This window comes from Alkalimonas sp. NCh-2 (genome assembly GCF_039631345.1).
Taxonomy (GTDB): domain Bacteria; phylum Pseudomonadota; class Gammaproteobacteria; order Enterobacterales; family Alteromonadaceae; genus Alkalimonas; species Alkalimonas mucilaginosa.
Window position 1 is genome coordinate 663,042 of the sequence record NZ_JBDIUV010000001.1, and the last position, 18,725, is coordinate 681,766.

Annotated in this window: 17 protein-coding genes; 4 read left to right on the plus strand and 13 right to left on the minus strand. The window is 51.1% G+C overall.

Features of this window, described 5'->3' with window-relative positions; all coding sequences use genetic code 11:
• Positions 1-4 precede the first annotated feature (4 nt).
• Positions 5-1,276 (minus strand): cystathionine gamma-synthase, encoded by a 1,272-nt coding sequence (gene metB, locus ABC502_RS03200; RefSeq protein ID WP_345914866.1) that lies wholly within the window; start codon positions 1,274-1,276, stop codon positions 5-7.
• A 225-nt stretch (positions 1,277-1,501) separates the two neighbouring features.
• Between metB and metJ the strand changes: the two genes are divergently transcribed.
• Positions 1,502-1,837 (plus strand): met regulon transcriptional regulator MetJ, encoded by a 336-nt coding sequence (metJ, locus tag ABC502_RS03205; RefSeq protein ID WP_330086743.1) that lies wholly within the window; start codon positions 1,502-1,504, stop codon positions 1,835-1,837.
• A 74-nt stretch (positions 1,838-1,911) separates the two neighbouring features.
• On the opposite strand, the gene ABC502_RS03210 is transcribed toward metJ, so the two are convergent.
• The 5 genes from ABC502_RS03210 to ABC502_RS03230 all read right to left on the minus strand — a co-directional run bounded on the left by ABC502_RS03210 (position 1,912) and on the right by ABC502_RS03230 (position 7,869).
• A complete protein-coding gene (locus ABC502_RS03210) occupies positions 1,912-3,135 on the minus strand; it encodes a malic enzyme-like NAD(P)-binding protein (RefSeq protein WP_345914867.1) in 1,224 nt (407 codons plus the stop codon).
• Between the two features lie 364 nt (positions 3,136-3,499).
• A complete protein-coding gene (locus ABC502_RS03215) occupies positions 3,500-3,979 on the minus strand; it encodes a DUF4870 domain-containing protein (protein WP_330086741.1) in 480 nt (159 codons plus the stop codon).
• Between the two features lie 73 nt (positions 3,980-4,052).
• Entirely contained in the window at positions 4,053-5,351 is a 1,299-nt protein-coding gene (locus ABC502_RS03220; RefSeq protein ID WP_330086740.1) for an inosine/guanosine kinase, read from the minus strand.
• A gap of 57 nt (positions 5,352-5,408) precedes the next feature.
• On the minus strand, positions 5,409-6,185 hold the full coding sequence (gene yaaA / locus ABC502_RS03225) for a peroxide stress protein YaaA (RefSeq protein WP_345915131.1): 777 nt from the start codon (positions 6,183-6,185) through the stop codon (positions 5,409-5,411).
• A 34-nt stretch (positions 6,186-6,219) separates the two neighbouring features.
• Positions 6,220-7,869, minus strand: a complete 1,650-nt coding sequence (locus ABC502_RS03230) for a response regulator (RefSeq protein ID WP_330086739.1) — start codon at positions 7,867-7,869, stop codon at positions 6,220-6,222.
• A 206-nt stretch (positions 7,870-8,075) separates the two neighbouring features.
• Between ABC502_RS03230 and tal the strand changes: the two genes are divergently transcribed.
• From tal to ABC502_RS03245, 3 genes are all read left to right on the plus strand, one after another.
• Positions 8,076-9,032, plus strand: coding sequence for a transaldolase (tal, locus tag ABC502_RS03235; protein ID WP_345914868.1), 957 nt, complete (start codon positions 8,076-8,078; stop codon positions 9,030-9,032).
• Positions 9,033-9,053: 21 nt separating this feature from the next.
• Positions 9,054-10,673, plus strand: a complete 1,620-nt coding sequence (gene pgi, locus ABC502_RS03240) for a glucose-6-phosphate isomerase (RefSeq protein WP_345914869.1) — start codon at positions 9,054-9,056, stop codon at positions 10,671-10,673.
• A 106-nt stretch (positions 10,674-10,779) separates the two neighbouring features.
• The gene (locus ABC502_RS03245) at positions 10,780-10,959 is read left to right on the plus strand and encodes a DUF3545 family protein (protein WP_330086736.1); all 180 of its coding nucleotides are present in this window, start codon (positions 10,780-10,782) and stop codon (positions 10,957-10,959) included.
• A 50-nt stretch (positions 10,960-11,009) separates the two neighbouring features.
• Here the strand turns inward: ABC502_RS03245 and ung are convergent, their stop codons facing one another.
• The 7 genes from ung to ABC502_RS03280 all read right to left on the minus strand — a co-directional run bounded on the left by ung (position 11,010) and on the right by ABC502_RS03280 (position 18,602).
• Positions 11,010-11,687 carry a uracil-DNA glycosylase gene (gene ung / locus ABC502_RS03250; RefSeq protein WP_330086735.1) on the minus strand — a complete coding sequence of 226 codons (678 nt, stop codon included), beginning with the start codon at positions 11,685-11,687 and terminating at the stop codon, positions 11,010-11,012.
• On the minus strand, positions 11,680-12,966 hold the full coding sequence (gene thrC / locus ABC502_RS03255; RefSeq protein ID WP_345914870.1) for a threonine synthase: 1,287 nt from the start codon (positions 12,964-12,966) through the stop codon (positions 11,680-11,682). The genes ung and thrC overlap by 8 nt, the downstream gene beginning before the upstream one ends.
• Entirely contained in the window at positions 12,957-13,913 is a 957-nt protein-coding gene (thrB, locus tag ABC502_RS03260; RefSeq protein ID WP_330086733.1) for a homoserine kinase, read from the minus strand. The genes thrC and thrB overlap by 10 nt, the downstream gene beginning before the upstream one ends.
• Before the next feature lie 16 nt (positions 13,914-13,929).
• Entirely contained in the window at positions 13,930-16,389 is a 2,460-nt protein-coding gene (gene thrA / locus ABC502_RS03265; protein ID WP_330086732.1) for a bifunctional aspartate kinase/homoserine dehydrogenase I, read from the minus strand.
• 257 nt (positions 16,390-16,646) lie between these two features.
• Positions 16,647-17,612, minus strand: coding sequence for a GGDEF domain-containing protein (locus ABC502_RS03270; protein WP_330086731.1), 966 nt, complete (start codon positions 17,610-17,612; stop codon positions 16,647-16,649).
• A 13-nt stretch (positions 17,613-17,625) separates the two neighbouring features.
• Complete coding sequence (locus tag ABC502_RS03275; RefSeq protein ID WP_345914871.1) at positions 17,626-18,237, minus strand: chemotaxis protein; 612 nt, start codon at positions 18,235-18,237, stop codon at positions 17,626-17,628.
• Positions 18,237-18,602, minus strand: coding sequence for a response regulator (locus ABC502_RS03280; protein WP_330086729.1), 366 nt, complete (start codon positions 18,600-18,602; stop codon positions 18,237-18,239). Before ABC502_RS03280 ends, ABC502_RS03275 begins: the two co-directional genes overlap by 1 nt.
• Positions 18,603-18,725 lie beyond the last annotated feature (123 nt).

Sequence of the window (18,725 nt, forward strand, 5' to 3'; positions counted from 1 at the left end):
AATCTCACCATAATGCGTTCAGTGCCGGACTCAGCCGGCATGACTGCGATAACGCTGTGTTGTCCCCCACTGCCGAGCTGTCAGCCGCTTTGTCATCGCTTGCTGTAGCCTGACTGGCTCGTGCCAGGGCGCTAAAACCCTGAGCCAAATCCGCCAGCAAGTCTTCGATCGCTTCTATGCCAACAGACAAGCGCAACAGGGTTGGGCCTATGCCCGCTGTTTTTTGGGCTTCCGCACTCATCGATGCATGCGTCATGCTTCCCGGATGGCAAATCAGGCTTTCAATACCCCCCAAAGATTGGGCCAGGGTAAAACAATGCAGTGCATCCAGAAAATGCTGCAACAAGCCTGGCTCAACCGCCAAATCAAAGCTAAGCATGGCTCCAAAGCCTTGCTGTTGTGCTTTCGCTATGGCATGGCCCGGATGATCCTCCAGGCCTGGATAATAGACTTTGCTGACTAACGGCTGCTGCTGTAAAAAAGCCACGATACGTTCGGCATTGATTTGATGCTGTTGCATCCGTGGTGCCAGGGTTCGTAAGCCACGCAGCGTCATATAGGCGTCAAAAGCTGCTCCGGTAATGCCAAGACAATTGGCCCACCACTTAAGTTCATCGCCAGTGGCCTGATCGGCGCAAATCAAAGCACCGGCCACCACATCGCTATGACCATTGATGTATTTGGTGGTGGAGTGCACCACCAGATCAGCTCCCAGCGCCAAAGGTTGCTGCAAGACCGGTGATAAGAAGGTGTTATCTACCACCACTTTGGCACCAAGCGCTTTGGCCAGGTGACACACCGCAGAAATATCTGTAATTTGCAGCAAAGGATTGCTGGGCGTTTCCAGCCAGATCATCGCCGGCCTGGCCGCACGGATCTGTTCTGCCCAATCCGCTTGCTGAAAATTCACAATCACCAGCTTAAAGCTCTGCTTACGCTCAGCCAGATTAGTAAAGAGACGATAACTACCACCATAGCAATCGTGTGGGATCACCAGGGTATCAGCCGGTGTTAACAGCTGCAGAGCCAACAGGCAAGCCGACATCCCAGAGTTGGTGACAATGGCTTTGGCTCCTCCTTCTAACGCTGCCAACGCCTCTGCCAGCACGTCACGGGTTGGGTTGTTGGAGCGGCTATAGTCGTATGGCCCGGCCTGGCCCAAAGCCTTTAACCGATAGGTTGTGGTCAGATAGAGTGGTGGCGTCACTGCTTCGTGGGCAGGATCCTGAGCAATACCAGCTCGTGCGGCAATGGTAGCAAAGTGACCGTGGCTCATAACATGGCTCCTGCAACTATTTAGATGTTTAGACGTCTAAAAGTATAACCAGATAAATGGCGATGTCAAAACTTTTCTCTGCTAAGATAAAGCAAATTGCCAACTGGCTATTTGACTGGAACAGCAAAAGAGTTAAAATTTCGGCACTTGCTGACACCAGCCATCAAGATGGATCCATTGCACTGGTGATCAAGCCCCCGATTACGACAACTACAAGGTATTGTTATGGCTAAATGGAATGGTGAATACATTCACCCCTATGCGGAACACGGTAAAAAATCCGAACAAGTCAAAAAGATTACGGTGTCCATTCCGCTGAATGTATTAAAAGTTTTAACCGATGAGCGCACCCGCCGCCAGGTCAATAACCTGCGCCATGCCACCAATAGCGAATTGCTGTGCGAAGCTTTTTTACATGCCTTCACTGGTCAGCCACTGCCAGGCGATGACGACCTGCGTAAAGACAGCCCGCATCAGATCCCACAAGAAGTGCGTGATATTCTAACCAGCATGGGCAAGCCAATCCCGGAAATCATCGAAGCTGAAGACGCTGAAGATTAATGCCGCTTACCAGCCATAAAAAACCGCAGCCCAAGCTGCGGTTTTTTTATGAAAATCTACCTACAATAAAACAGTTAAGGCACCAGTCTTGCGACACCGGAGGCGACAGCTGCCTCAGATACGGCTTTGGAAACCCGATCCAGCAGGCGTGGGTCCATCGGTTTTGGAATGATGTAATCAGGGCCAAACTCCAGGGCTGTAACCTCGGCAGCTTTTAGTACCGCCTCGGGTACGGGCTCTTTTGCTATGTTGCGGATAGCATGCACCGCTGCAATCTTCATCTCATCATTGATGACACTGGCCCGGACATCCAAAGCGCCACGGAAAATAAACGGAAAGCAAAGTACATTGTTCACCTGGTTCGGGTAATCTGAGCGCCCTGTCGCCATGATGATATCGCTGCGGCTGGCATGAGCCAGTTCAGGCTTAATCTCCGGATCCGGGTTAGAGCAGGCAAAAATCACCGGCTTATCTGCCATCAGTTTCAAGGCTTCAGCTGGCAGTACATCCGGGCCGGATACCCCGACAAACACATCGGCGCCTTCGAGTGCATCTTCCAGTGTGCGCTTGTCGGTATTATTGGCAAACAGCTTTTTGTACTCGTTCAGATCATCCCGGCGGGTATGGATCACCCCTTTGGTATCCAGCATGTAGATGTATTCACGCTTTGCCCCACATTTGATCAGCAGCTCCATGCAGGCAATGGCGGCAGCACCAGCGCCCATGCAAACGATGGTAGCATCACCGATATCTTTCCCCTGAATTTCCAACGCATTCAGCATGCCAGCAGCGGTGACAATGGCGGTACCGTGTTGATCGTCGTGAAACACCGGAATATTGCAGCGCTTAATCAGCTCTTTTTCAATTTCAAAGCACTCCGGAGCCTTGATATCTTCCAGGTTGATGCCACCAAAGGTGTCAGCTATGTTGGCCACGGTATTGATAAACTCTTCGGTGGTGCGGTGGCTCACTTCAATATCAATGGAATCAAGGTTAGCAAAACGTTTGAATAACAGGGCCTTCCCTTCCATCACTGGCTTGGATGCCATCGGGCCAAGATTACCCAGCCCCAGGATGGCCGAGCCATTGGAAATTACCGCAACCAGATTACCCTTGGCGGTGTACTTGTAAACATCGTCCGGGGTCTCGGCAATGCAGCGCACTGGTTCAGCTACTCCCGGACTGTAAGCGAGCGCCAGGTCGCGCACGGTTTCGGCCGGTTTGCTGATTTCGATACTGATTTTGCCAGGTGTCGGCTCGGCGTGATACTTCAGTGCTTGTGCTTTAAAATCGGACATGATGTTTTCCTGAATAGATTTGTAGGGTGCAGTTTGGTCACGGAGCATGACCATTCGTGACGGGCTTCTTGCTTGACACTGCATTGTTATTTTATCTGTTGAGCGCTTGGAAAAGAATCCTTGTTCCGCACCTCGTACCAGTTGCCATGCCTACCAAAGATTAGTGCATTTACTCTGGAAGTAAAGCCGTCTGGAATGATTTATAGCAAGTTTTTTTAGTCACGCCAAGCAGCAACGTAAAAGTGCCAGTCAAGCTATAACGATGGATGCAACAGAGGTGAATGATGATGCAGCAGCTAAAGGAGAAAGCCAGAATCAAGCAGCTTTGGATTCTGGCTGTATTGCATAAAATTTTTTCTGCGGCTTACGACTGACCTTCTTCTACCCGGAAAAAGCGAATCGCTAAAGGGTAATTTTTGACAATGCCGTCCTTTGCCCGCAGTGCCCCCATAATCGCAAAGACGATATTGCACACCACCAACGCAATCATCAATGGAATACCTATTAATACCACCATCAACAACAAGGAAACAAAACCATATATGACCGCGCTGATGATCCAGTTAAATACCACCTTGCCCTGCTGGTCAATGTACTGATCTTCCTTGCGCGTTAACCACATCACCAAAGGCACAACCCAGCCCAGCAATGGCAGAATAAAAGCACAAAGCTGAGCCAGGTGCATCAACATGCTGTAACTGCGAACATCATTGAAATCCAGGCCAGCCGAGGCGGCAGCAGCTGGCTGGTTCAGTATTTTTTCTTTTTGCTGTTGGAACTCTTCTTCAGTAATCACTCCCTGAGCTTTTAGCTCATTGAGTTTTTCCAGTTTGTCCAAATCCATGTTGCTTCCCCCATTAAGATTCGCAACTTACTATAAACGAATGAAAATCCAAAAGTACAGCACTAAAAAAAAGTTAACGCTCCCAGTAAGCTTCTTCCAGGCTATCTTCCCGCTCCGGTAAACCTTTACTTAGCCTGGAGGCATACTGCACCAGAATTTCATAACTAACGCGGTTGGCGTACTTGCAGATTTGCGCAAAGGACGAATAGGCCAGATAAGGTTGCTCATGTTTGCTCGACATTGGCTGCAGCTGACGGTGATGATGATTGGCCGCCATATCATGCAATACCGCCGCTAAAGCACCATCACCGGCGCCATTGGTGTTGGCGATGCGCTCCGGTCCGCCAAGGTAAGGATCGATATGCGAATACACTTTCAGGGGTTGGCGGCAGTCCCGCCGTAACATCGGCCGGCTGAATTCGTAACGGTTAAAATCGGCCAGGCTGCCTGATTTAATCGGATGGCTGGTTTCCCGCTTGAACGTCTCATCGGTATAGCCACAGAGATACAGGCCATCTGCTCCTGCCGTAATCAGCACCATATCGACCCACTCCAGTATGGCCTCTGCCGCCAATAACGGATCCGCCAGGCCAGTCAGCGCTTCAGCCTCCTGCTCATTCATGGCCAGGATCTGTACATGCTGCTCTGCAGTATGCTGAATCGTTGTCCGCAGCTCTTCAACCAGATGCCGCGTTCCCAGGCTCATTACCACAGGAACCTGCTTGTCATTCGCCAGTTGCAGAGTATGCTGCATTGCATCAATAATCGGCTGGCCGCTAGCGCGCAGAGGGTATGCACTGAGCACCAGCGCAGAGGCATTGCTTACCAGTTGGGCTGGTATGCCTGCCGCCGTAAGCTGATCCATATCCCCCGGATCAATCACAAAGGTGCGCTCACCATCCGGCGTGATCAAAGTAATGCCCCGGCCAATGTCGCCCTGCACCCCCTGCAAATGATTTAAATCCACCTTACTGCTGGTATGACACAGATAATGGTAGGCGGGTGACCCCAGAGTAATATTGGCAGACATCACACCAAGCAACACGGATTTATCATCCGCCAGTACCGAGTAGTTGTGCACGGTATTGCCAATGGTGCCGCCGGCAAAATGATCGGATATTGCGCCAGAGCTAAGTAATTGCTGGTAGATCGTATTGGCTTTGGCATGCTCTACCAGATTGGACAATCCTTTGCCAATACCATGCTGCTGCAGGAAAGCATCTTCCACTTTGGCGACGACATCGACAATGACCTGATCCAGACCAATCACATAGGTATCCCGCCCCGGCACAACCTCGAAACGAGGTAACTCTGGTTTAGGTGCCGACACCGGAAAATAGTGTTTTATCTTACGATGACCAGGGAACTTCATGTGTGTACCAGCCTTTGCCGCGAAAAAAGGGGCGACAGTGTACTTGATTGTTCAGCTTCAGGCTACTTCGTCGCGCAGGAAAACCAGCTCATTGTTGCTGGATCCTTCAGCACTGTAGTAATAACCAGCACTGTTAAAGGCTTTTAATTGCTCAGCCGAGCGAATACGCTGCTCAATAACATAACGCGCCATCAAACCTCTGGCTTTTTTGGCATAAAAACTGATTACTTTATACTGGCCATTTTTCCAATCTTTAAATTGCACATTCAGCACCCTGGCCTGCAAGGCTTTTGGCCGCACTGCCTTAAAGTACTCCTGTGAAGCCAGATTCAGCAGCAGATCCGAGCCTAACTCAGCCAACTGCTGGTTCAACTGTGCGGTAATTCGCTCTTGCCAGAAGGCATAGAGTGTTTCTCCAGCAGCTGTTTTTAATCGGGTGCCCATCTCCAGCCGGTAGGCCTGCATCAGATCAAGGGGGCGTAATACCCCATAAAGGCCACTTAAGATACGTAAATGCTGCTGAGCATAGTGTAAATCATCAGGCGACAAGCTGCTGGCATCCAGCCCCTGGTAAACATCGCCATTAAAAGCAAACACAGCCGGGCTGGCATTGTCTGCGGTAAATGGCAACTGCCAATCAGCAAAACGGGCGGCGTTGAGCCCGGCCAGCTTATCGCTCAATTTCATCAGCCTGGCAATATCTACCGGCGTTAATTGCCGGCATACATCAATCAATTGCTCAGCATCGGCTAACATCGCAGGTTGTGTTAGCGTATCTACAGGCGCTTTGCGCTGCATGGCCAGGTCTTTGGCTGGAGAAATTACCATTAACATCATTTAAGCTTCCACTAGTGATTCAGTGCCAGTATCAGGCTGATCGTTCTGACGAATCGTCCTGAACCGGCAGGGTATAATGAACGGAGAGTTTCTGGTACAACGCATCGAATCGGCGTTGACCGGCAGCCTCCAGCTCACTTTGTTGTAAAGTCCGGCACACCAACTGCAGCATAGGCTGTACTTTGGCCGCCGGCGGCAAGCTGGCCAGACTTTGCCATAAACTCAAGGCCAGATTGCTGTTGCCTGGCATAAACAAAAAAGCTTGCCACAGCCGGCTTACTGCATGCTGAAATGATTGCTGGCGGTAGTATTGCTGGCCTTGCTGCATCCAGCCACGTACGTCCTGGCACAACTGTGCAAGTTGCTGCTGCCAGAACTCGCTGCTGGCCGCCTCAACAGCAGCCACCAGATCTGAGCCATAACGGCGCTGCGGTAGTTGCGCAGCCAGAATATCGGCAGCTTTGCTATCTCCCAGCGCCAGGGCCAGTAAAGCAAAGTCAACCACTGCTGCCACCGGCAACTGTTGCCAGTTCAATGACGCCAGCTCAGTATACAATGCTCTTGCTATGAGCACATCACCCTGCAGTATCGCTATACGGGCTTGCAGCAGCTGCAGTTCAGGCTGTAAATTGTCGCTCTGAAAACGTTTTGGAATAGCTTGCAGGCACTCTTCTGCCTTACTGAGTAATAAGGCTGGTTGCGCGGGTTTGCTGTGCTGCAGCTTCCACAACAACAAACGGGCTGGATTCAGGTAATGCTGTGGTGAGTCCAGCGCACTGTAGCGAAACTGCTGAGCAACTTTTTGCCACAACCGAATAGCGTCATCCCACTGCAACGAGATAGCCGTAATCGTTGCGAACACCCTTGCCGCATCAACACTTTGTGGCAATACCCGTGTCAACTCCTGACTCAGGCTCAATGCCTGCTCTGGCTGTTGTTTCAGAGTCAGCCGGATCAGCCAGTCCAATGCTTCAGGCCTGGTTTCTTCTGTTTTGCTTAACTCTAACAGTTGCGCCTGTGCTGCAGCGATTTGCCCATGTTGCAACCAGGCGATCGCCTGCCCTAAGGCAGCCCAACTAAATGCCCGGGTTTGCAACAACTGCTGATACAAGGTGGCAGCCAATTCTGCCTGCCCGTTGAGCAACAACAGCTCCGCTTTTAATCGCAGCGCATAGAGGGCATGCTGTGGAGCATCCTTCACCACCCGATCGCACTCTAACAGTGCTTGCGGGACCGATGCATTGAGTGCCTGAAACACCTTACGCACAGCCATGCGCTGTTGAATGGCCCGCGCCAGTCGTTTTTCCAGCGTCAGGTAGGTAAAAGGCTTCTGAATGTAACAATCGGGTTGCCGCTCAATAAGACCAAACAATGGTTGTCGCATTGACTCGGCACTGGTCAGCACCACGCAACATCCTGGTTTGAGTTGCTCCCGCTTTTTTAACGCTTCAAACAATTGATACCCATTCAAGCCATCTCCTAACTGAAAGTCGGCTAGAATAAAGTCAAAGCTGTATAGCTCCGCTTTTTCCAGCGCTGCCTGAGCATCCGGAACGGCGGTAATGTGTTCGAAACCAATCTGCTGTAGCATACCCCGAATGGATGCGCGGATTGGCTCGCAATCATCGACCAGCAAAATACGCTTTGTTTGATAAAAACTGCTTTGGAAAATCATGGACATCCTGTGGTAAGTTTCCAGGCACGGGTAAGGATTGTTACCCTGTCACGGCACTATAGTAATAACAGCTGGTCTGCGCAATCGCTTTTGCCGCTGAAGTACGGCTAACAACGCAGGGAACGCAACAGCGTGTTGTAATTTTCCTACATTAATTTATGATAAACGCTGAAAAAAGAATTTTTCGGCCAAAATGATGGTAATAAAACAATATGAGTACGCTACTTGAACAGCTAAAAGCCGTAACCACCGTTGTGGCAGACACTGGCGATTTAGAGTCCATCGCGCAGTTTACACCGGTCGATGCCACCACCAACCCATCCTTATTGCTCAATGCCAGCCAGCAAGCTGCCAGCCAGGAGCTACTTGCCAGCGCCATCCGCTATGCCAAAGCCAAGTGTACGGATACAGCGGGTCAGGTGCAACTGGCCTGCGACAAGTTTGCCGTTGAGGTCGGCACAGCAATCAGTAAACTGGTCCCTGGCCGGGTCTCCACCGAAGTAGACGCCCGGCTGTCGTTTGACAGCCAAGCCACCATAGATAAAGCCAGGCAATGCATAGCGCTTTACCGTGAAAATGGCATCGGGCCTGAGCGGGTGCTCATTAAAATAGCATCAACCTGGGAAGGTATTCAGGCCGCACGGGTACTGGAGCAAGAAGGTATCCAATGCAACCTGACCCTGTTATTTCATCAAGCCCAGGCCATCGCTTGCGCTGAAGCAGGTGTGTTTCTGATCTCACCTTTTGTTGGCCGTATTCTGGACTGGTACAAAGCAGCAACCGGCATGGATTACACCGCAGAAACAGATCCTGGCGTGCTATCGGTTCGCGACATTTACCACTATTACAAGTTGCATGGCTATAACACCATCGTCATGGGCGCGAGCTTCCGCAACACTGGGGAAGTACTGGCTTTGGCAGGCTGCGATCGTTTGACCATCAGCCCGGCACTATTAAAAGAGCTGGAGCAACAACAAGGCGAGCTTAAGATTCACTTAAAAGATGATGGTAAGCGTCAACAACCACCGACGCCTTTGTCTGAAGCAGCCTTCCGCTGGGCCTTGAATGAAGATGCCATGGCTACTGAAAAATTAGCCGAAGGGATCCGGAAGTTTGCTGCCGACCAGCGTAAACTGGAACAACTGGTGCAGCACCAATTAACTCAGTAACTATATCAGAAGGATTGAATTATGAGCGCCCCCTGGTCTGCCCTGCAGCAATTAGCATCCGAGCCTTTTTCTTTGCGGCAGGCATTTCAGCACGATCCTGAACGAGCCAGCCGTTATCGCTTATCTGCCTGTGGTATTGAGCTGGATTATTCAAAAAACCTGATCGATGCCAAGCGCTGGCAAAGCCTGCTGGCTTTAGCGCAGACAAGTGATATTGCTGCCTTGCGCGATCGCATGGTTGCCGGCGAGTCCATCAATCATACCGAGCAGCGTAGCGTTGGCCATATGCGCTTACGCTTGCCTGATGCAGCCTTATCGGAGCTAAAAGACCCGACACTGGCAGCTGAGATCCGCCAGTGCCGTCAGCAGATGACAGCGCTGGTCAGTCAATTGCACCAACAACGGTACCTGGGCTATACCGGCAAACCCATCCGTGATGTGATCTGGGTTGGTATTGGTGGCTCATTATTAGGCCCGCAAATGGCTTGTGAAGCCCTTAGCCCCTATCATCAAAGCCCGGTAAAACTACACTTTGCCGGTAACATTGATGGCGCTGTCGTCCATGATATTTGCCGTCAGCTAGAGCCGGAAACTTGCCTGGTGGTGGTCGCCTCCAAGTCGTTTGGTACCGAGGAGACCCGTGAGAATGCGTTGAGCTTGCGGCAATGGTTCCTCGACAAGGGCGCCGATCAGGCAGCCATTGCCCGCCACTTTTGGGCAACCAGCTCCAATATCCAGGCTGCCGCTGATTTTGGCATAGTGCCTGAACACATTCTTCCGATGTGGGACTGGGTGGGTGGCCGTTACTCCATTTGGTCGGCCATTGGCCTGCCTTTAGCACTGTTGCTCGGTAATGAGCAATTTGAAGACTTCCTGGCCGGTGCTCATGCCATGGACCAGCACTTTTTGCAGGCCGATTTTGCCAGCAATATGCCCGTAACCCTGGCGTTGCTCGGGATCTGGTACATCAATGGCATGGGCTGCCAAAGCCAGGCGTTGCTACCGTACAACCATTACCTGCGCCTGCTGCCTTCCTATGTGCAACAATTGGATATGGAGAGCAATGGCAAGCAGGTGGATCATCAGGGGCATACTCTGCCATATGCCACAGCACCTGTCATTTGGGGGGATGCCGGAACCAACGGTCAACATGCTTACCACCAATTGCTGCATCAAAGCCAGTTAACCATACCTGCCGATTTTATTCTTGCTGCCAAACCGAAGCATGCGCTGGCTGATCACCATCTGCGCCTGGCTGCCCACTGTTTTGCGCAAACTCAGGCCTTAATGCAAGGGAAAACCATTGAAGAAGCCAAGGATGAGTGCCTGGCCCAAGGCATGACAGAACAGCAGGCCAGCAAGCTAGCACCACACAAGGCTTCACCGGGCAACAAACCGAGTAATACCTTACTGTTACCTGAACTTTCGCCATATTACCTGGGCGCTTTGCTGGCCTTGTATGAGCATAAAGTGTTTTGTCAGGGCGCCATCTGGCAACTGAACTCCTTTGATCAGTGGGGGGTAGAGTTAGGTAAACAGCTCTCAGGCCCGATTTATCAGGCGCTCAATGGCAAAGCAGCCCAGTTCGATAGCTCGACCGCTGGCTTACTCGCCAGCCTGCAGAGACATCTGACCAGCTAATAAAATGCAGAAAATGTCATCATACTGTCACTCTGGTGCTTTATTTTTAACGCTGTCTATGGTACACCTTTGTTGAAAATAACAACAACATCAGAGAGGCAGCTGAATGGAAAGCTTCGAAGACTTACTGAATATGTTGGAACGACCCGCGCAAAAAGCGCGCGGTGCCGGGAAGCGCAAATGGCGGGAAATTGAAGCCATGAAAGAGCGGCAGCGATTGAAGCGCGAACTGGCCGACATGGACTGGACCATTGAACCTGAGCTGGATGACATCGAGTTATTTTAATAAAAACGCCCACATCGCACGATGTGGGCGTTTTTATTTATAGCCTGCTGTTACCACTCTACCTGCATGGGCAACTGCCAATCTATTGGCTGCTGTCCATGTGCCTGCAACGCTTGGTTGGTTTGTACAAAGTGATTGCAGCCAAAAAAGCCACGGTAAGCCGATAACGGTGACGGATGCGGTGCCGTTAACACGGTATGCTGCTGACGCTGTATCAATGCCGATTTGCGAATAGCATGAGATCCCCACAGCAAAAACACCACATGCCGGGCCCGAGCACTGATGGTTGCAATCACCTGATCAGTAAACTGCTCCCAGCCCAGGTCCCGATGTGAATTGGCCTGATTCGCCACCACAGTCAGCGCCGTGTTCAGCAACAAAACGCCTTGCTCTGCCCATGCTTTCAGGTAGCCATGTGTTGGGATTTGATAGTCCGGATACTCCAGCGCCAGCTCTTTGTACATATTCCGTAACGATGGCGGCACGGCCACCCCGGGACGAACTGAAAATGCCAACCCATGCGCCTGATTCGGACCATGGTAAGGATCTTGCCCCAGGATCACAACTTTCAAATCACGAAAGGGCGTCAGCTTAAAAGCACTGAATACGTCTTTTTCCGGTGGATAAATCACCTGACCGGCAGCACGTGCCTGCTGCACTTGCTGTATGATCTGTTGAAAATAGGGCTGATTTTTCTCAGCCCCTATCACATCAGCCCACTCAGGCATTGGCTGTCACCTCGTTTAGTAATCGCTCCAAAGCTGCAAAATCTGCCGACAGCTCCAGGCTCAGACTTGGCTCCGCCTGACACTTTGCCAGCACAGGCGGTAAGGCTATGGGGCAGCCCAGAATATTTTCCACCTGCTCTTTAAACTTGGCCGGATGCGCTGTTCCCAGAAAAATACCGATTTCACCAGGCTGCAACGAACGCTTCAGTGCTTTGTAAGCCACCGCAGCATGCGGCTCACTGATGTAACCATCAGCAGCCAGCTGGCGCATTCCTAATTGTGTATCGTCTTCATCCACGGCTATGGCTTCGAGCTCCTCACGCCGGATCATACCTTGCTCCAGCAAGGCTTCAACCCGGGGCCAATTGTTTGGCGCGCTGATATCCATGGCATTAGACAAGGTTGCCTGAGTGGTTTTTGGCAACCACTGACCGTCCCGCCAGTACCGGGGGACCGTATCGTTGATGTTGGTAGCAGCCACCATACGCTTAAATGGCAGCCCCATGGCTTTCGCAATCAGGCCTGCCGTCACATTGCCAAAATTACCACTGGGGACCGCGAAGACCACATCCTGACGCCGCTCTGCCGGCACCTGTGCCAGGGCTTCGAAGTAGTAACAGACCTGCGCTAACAAGCGACTGATGTTGATCGAGTTGGCAGAGTTGATATTCAGCCGCTGTACCAGTTCCTTGTGATCGAATACCTGTTTTACCAGCGCCTGACACTGATCAAAGTCCCCTTCAATCGCAACACTGGTGATATTCTCCCCCAGAGTAGAGAACAGCTTTTCCTGCAAACTGCTGATTTTTCCCTTCGGGTACAAAATCACCACCTGCACACCTGGCTGACGATAAAAAGCCTGCGCTACCGCAGCACCGGTATCACCGGATGTTGCCGTCACTATGGTTACTTTTTGCTGTTGCTGCGCTTTTGCCAATGCCTGCGCCATAAAACGGCCACCAAAGTCTTTAAATGCCAGGGTCGGACCATGAAACAGCTCGAGACAATAGAGTTCCTCTTTCACCAACTGCAAAGGCGCCGGGAAAGTGAATGCCTGTTGCACCATGTGCTGGATTTCGTCCGGTGAAAGCTCATCACCGAACAAAGCTTGCATGATGTGACTGCTGCGCTCGACCAGAGGGAGCTCCAACAAAGCCTCACAATCCAGTGTTGGCCACTCGGTTGGGAAAAACAGTCCTTGTTGCTGACCAAGGCCAGTTCGCACGGCCTGTAAAAAGCTCACTTGCTCGCTGGCAACTTTCAAATTAACTAACTGCATTGCGTTGGATCCTTCAGTGTGCGGGCGCCTTGCGGCGCAAGTCGACAAATATGCGTCATTGCATCCTGATTCTTTTCATAATGAGCCGCCAGATAAGCGGCAGCCTGCTCTGCTATCTGCTCTGACGAACAAAGGGCAAATACCGTTGGACCAGCGCCGGATATCCCCAGATGTGCTACACCAAGCCCGGTTAATGCCTGTCGTAATGCTGGCAACTCCGGCATCAATAAAGCGCGGGCAGGCTCGGCCACCACATCCTGCAAGGCTGCCAGTGCCTCGGCTTCATCCTGAACGTACATTGCCGAAATAAAACGGCTGAGCCCAGCTGCAAAGTCGATGCAGGTGGCAAGTGGCAACTGCGGTGGAATGGCCTCTCTCGCTGCTTTGGTCGACAAGGTGGTACCAGGATAACAAAGCACTACCCGCCAATGGTCAAACCAGGGTAAAGCTCGACTCAGGCGGCTACTGCCCGGTAGCATCAGTTGCAGCCCGCCAAGGTATGATGGCGCTACATTGTCATAATGCACCGAACCACTGACACCACCTTCGGCCTCGGCCATGAGCTGTAATAAATCAGGCTTAGACAATGGTTCGCCAAAATAATGATTAAACGCGTAGCAGGCCACTACTATAGAGCAGGCACTGGAACCAAGTCCACTGCCAACCGGCAACTCTTTATGTAAGTGCAGCTCCAGCCCCGGCAGCTCTTTACCTAATCGCTGTTGAAACAACTGATAACAACGCAAAATAAGGTTGTGGTCGGTATCTGTTGGCAGTTGATGGTGATAACGGCCACTGAGGCTAAGGTGGCTCTGAGCACACTCGGCACGAATTTCCAGCACATCCCCCAGCAATTGCCCATTGACAGGCTCAAAAGCAGCCCCTAATAAATCAAAGCCCACGCTGAAATTGCCGGTCGAAGCCGGTGCATAATAATACTGTGTCATGCGATGTAGCTCCGTCTTAAACTTCTTGCTGCCAGGACAACGTACGTAAAATGTCGCTGAACACCCCAGCCGAAGTCACCGCTGCACCAGCCCCATAACCACGCAGCACAAAGGGGATCGGTTGGTAGTAGCGGCTATGAATTGCCAGGGCATTCTCGCCATCTTTCACTTTAGCCAGAGGATGATCATCAGTCAGGGCTTTGATAGCGACCTGGCACTTGCCATCCCGGATTTCACCGACATAACGCAGTACCTTGCCTTCAGCCTGAGCCACCGCAACCCGTTTGGCAAAGCTGGCATCAGCCTGTGGCAGCCGGGCCAGAAAGTCATCAATGGAACCAGAGGCATCAAAATCAGCCGGCAACACGGACTCCACCGCTACCTGATCCAATTCCAGTTCTAGCCCCGATTCACGCGCCATGATCAGTAACTTACGCGCTACATCCATGCCGGATAAGTCATCACGCGGATCAGGCTCCGTAAAGCCCATCGCCTTCGCTTTCATGGTCACTTCTGACAAGCTCAGTCCCTGCTCCAGCATGCCAAAAATATACGACAAAGAGCCGGACAAAATACCTTCAAAGGCCAGTAACTCATCACCGGCATTCAGTAATCCCTGCAAGGTATCTATCACCGGCAGACCAGCTCCAACGGTGGTTTCATATAAAAAACGTCGCCGGTGTTGTTGTGCCGTCTGGCGTAACTGACGGTAGTAGCCCATGCTGGCAGTATTGGCTTTTTTATTGGGGGTAACCACATGAAAGCCGGCTGCCAGAAAATCTGCATATTGCCCGGAGATGGCTTCTGCACTGGTGCAATCTACCAATACAGGATTGATCAAGTGCTGCTCCTGCACAAACTGACAAAGTGCCTGCAATGAAAATTTCTGCTTGCTGCCAGCAAGCTGTGTTTGCCAGCCGCTTAAGTCGACCCCATCCGGCTGCAGCAACAACTGCTGGCTGTTGGCGATCCCATAGACTTTTAGCTTGACATGGCGTTGCTGAAGAAAAGCCTGTTGCCGCTTGATTTGTGCCAACAGTTCAGCGCCCACCACACCACAGCCAACAATAAACACGTCAATGCTGGGAATATGACTAAAAAAGTTTTCATGACACACTTTCACCGCATCCTGACAGGATGATTGCGCCACTACCGCCGAAATAGAACGCTCACTGCTGTCCTGCGCGATAGCCACCACGTTAACTCTGGCTTGTGCCAGCGAGGCAAAGAACTTGGCGGCAACCCCTTTATGCTGGCGCATACCGTCACCCACCAGACTGACAATGGCCATATCCGCGGCGATATCCAAAGGCCGCAACAGGCTGTTTTGCAGCTCCAGCTCAAATTCACTTTCCAGCGCTTTTTGCGCTGCCGTCAGATGCAGTTGCGGCACACAGAAGCTGATGCTGAATTCTGATGAGGACTGCGTGATTAGATTCACGGATATATTCGCTCTGGCCATGGTGGCAAAGACCCGACTGGCCATCCCCACCACCCCTTTCAACCCGGGGCCTGACACAGTGATCAGGGCTAAGTGTTGCAAGCTGGAAATGCCTTTTACCAGAGATTCGCCATCGCCCTGACTGGCGATGCAGGTACCCGCTGCTGTTGGATTCAGTGTGTTTTTGATGTAGCAAGGGATACCATAACGGGCCAATGGGCCAATGGTTTTGGGGTGCAGTACCTTGGCACCAAAATAAGACAACTCCATGGCTTCATCGTATGAGAGACGCTCAATCAGCTGCGTTTGTTTCACCTGACGGGGATCGGCACTGTACACCCCATCGACATCGGTCCAAATTTCACAGGCTTTGGCCTGAATACTGGCCGCAACAATTGCTGCCGAGTAGTCAGAGCCGTTGCGCCCAAGCAAACAGGTTTCCCCTTGTGCATTGCTGGATACGAAGCCAGCCAGCAGATATACCTGCGCCGGCTGAGCGGCCATGGCAGCTTTTAAAGCCAACTCAGAGCCTTTAATATCAGCCGTGGCATTCAGATAATCACCTTCACTGCGTACACAGTCAACGGCTGATAACAAAGCCACTTTAATGCCTTGTCCCTGCAATAAAGCCTGCATCAATACCACACTGAACTGCTCACCTAAACCCAGTAATTGTGCTTTGATGTGATCGGGGCAATGGCGCAGCAATTGCACTCCCTGCAGTCGCTGCGTGAGCATGCTTAATTGCTCTGCTATTACAGCATGCACCGGGCTGAGCACTGCATGTCCAACCACAGCCTCAGCTTCATTAAGTAATTGTTGATAGCGCTGTTGCAGACTAAGCAGCAAGTCCTGATAGTCTGCCCCCATGTACGCCAGATCGGTCAGCTCCACCAACAGATTGGTCACGCCCTGAGGCGCAGATAAGACCAGACACAGCTCAGTCTGCTGAGCAGTCTCCGCTACAATGGCTGCCACCCCCTGAAAGCGCGCTACTGAGGCCAGCGAAGACCCACCAAATTTAAGCACTCGCATGTTTTACTCCTGAATCATTCCACTTGTTGGTCTCTATTCATACTTGGTTGCAGCAACGGGTCTTAGCGCCCTTAAACAAAAAAACCCGTGACGGGTGAGGTCACGGGTTTTTTGGCGACAAAGCACCACCGACCTCCTACCCCGACAGGGTGGTGGTAATAATAATGGTGGTGGTGAGTGTCAGTAATTTTTTCATAGAGCCCATAATGCCCAGACTTTCAGACGTCTGTCAATAGTAAATCACCAGGGGTAACAGCTTACTTTTGCCGGTACTCTGGCATGGCTTGCTGATAACAAGTGCTGCGATTACGTCCCTGACGCTTTGAGCTGTACAAAGCAACATCGGCACAACGTAGTAAATCCTGAGGCTCCTGCAGCTCTTGCTGCCCCAACTCGGCCACCCCCAGGCTGATGGTGGCACGAATGATATTCTGGTTAAACAACAACTGATGTTCTGCCACTCGCTGGCATATCCGTTCGGCTACCTCTGCCGCTCCTTGCAAAGCAGTATTTGGCAGGATGATACCAAACTCTTCGCCACCATAACGCCCCAAAAAATCAGACTCACGCAGCAAGCTTTGAATGTAGGCAGCCAACTCGATCAGCACAAAGTCTCCCCCGAGATGGCCATAGTGATCATTCAGTAACTTGAATTTATCCAGATCAAATAAAATAAGTGATAAAGGCTGATGGTAGCGTTTGGCACGCAGAAACTCAGACTGCAGCAACTGCTCCCAGTAGCTACGGTTGTAAACCTTGGTTAAACCGTCAAAGCGATTGGCTTGCTGCAAAATATGCATGTTCCGTTGCAACTCTTGCTGATAAATGCTGACATCAGTCGCGTCCTCAATCAACAGACAGACATAGGTCTCGCCTGTTTTTGGGTGATTGAGTGGCAACATGGAACAGTTTTGTATCATGTAATCACTGCCACTACTCACTGGCCGCATGTGGGGTAATTTGAGCACATAGGGACGCTGCTCCCAGGAACTAAAACTTGGCGCATTCAAAGCTACTACGCTATCCAGCTTCCGTTTCAACCAGGCTTCCGGCAGATCCGTGAACACATTGAACACAGACTGATTGCGCACTTCGGACAGGGGAACGCCAAGCCGTCGCTCAATAAACTGGTTGTAAAAGCTGATGCAATAATCCGTCGTTAATACCAGCACGCCACTGTTTAACTGGTTGAGAATTGGCATTGCCAGCCAATGGGTGTCCATCCGTTCTCCTCGCTCAGCCATAATCTTGCAAAATAGCGTCCAGTTGCTGCTGCAAAGCCAGCAAGGCTGTTCCGGGGATCAGCAAAATCATATCGCACTGAAACGCATAGTCAGTGACCTGATAGTGAATATTGACTTGAAGTGCCACCTTCCAGCGTTTTGCCAGTTGATTTACCTGCTCAGATAAATCGCTGTTATGGCAGTGCAGTTGCAGCGGAGCGCTGTAAGACAAACTACTGCCAAGCTGACGGGCCAGGCCATTTAAAAACGTAGTCGTCAGAATAGCACTGATGTCACTGAGCATTTCAGCCTCATTTGCATCCTGATGCTGATAGCCCAAAATAGTCGCCAATTGCTGGGTACTGTCCAGATTATAGAGCAACATGGCCTCACCCTGGATACCTGCTCCCCCGATAAACCCCTGGCTGATCAGATGCATGGTTTTATCTGCATAGAGTTGACCAAGCTGAACAGGTGCCTCACTGGCACGAATCACCTGGATAGCAGGTACCTGCAAATGCACCAGCGTATTCAAGTGACGCGCTAGTTGGTTGCTGGCCTGGCCCATCGCAACATTGATCAACTCTTGCAACGCGTCTTGTTGCTCGGCCGACAGCATCGCCATCAAATTAACCCATAATTTTGCAAGATGGTTGCCAGCTTATCGCTACTTACCGGCTTGTGAATAAATGCCAAAGCCCCCAGCTCTAACACCCGCCTTTGCATTTCGGGCTGAATATCCGCTGAGATAACAATAACAAAACATTTCAGTTGTCGAGCCTTGATTTCCTCCAGCACACCAATGCCATCCAGCTCCGGCATGGTCAGATCCAGAAAAACCAGGCCAATCTCCTGGGAACTCAATACCTCCAGCGCTTCCCGGCCATTGGCTGCGGTTAAAATTTCAGCATCAAACTCTGCCGGTAAACTCTTTTTTACCTGTTTACGAGCCAGCACAGAATCATCACAAATCAACGCAGTTAAGCTCATGCAGTAAGATCTCTATTATTTTCTATACTTTGTAGTGTTAAATGGAGCGATTGACTATATCAGAAGCTAAATTCAATGCAAGCCAGTGGCGACTCTGCTAATTTATACCCAAACAACCGCAAA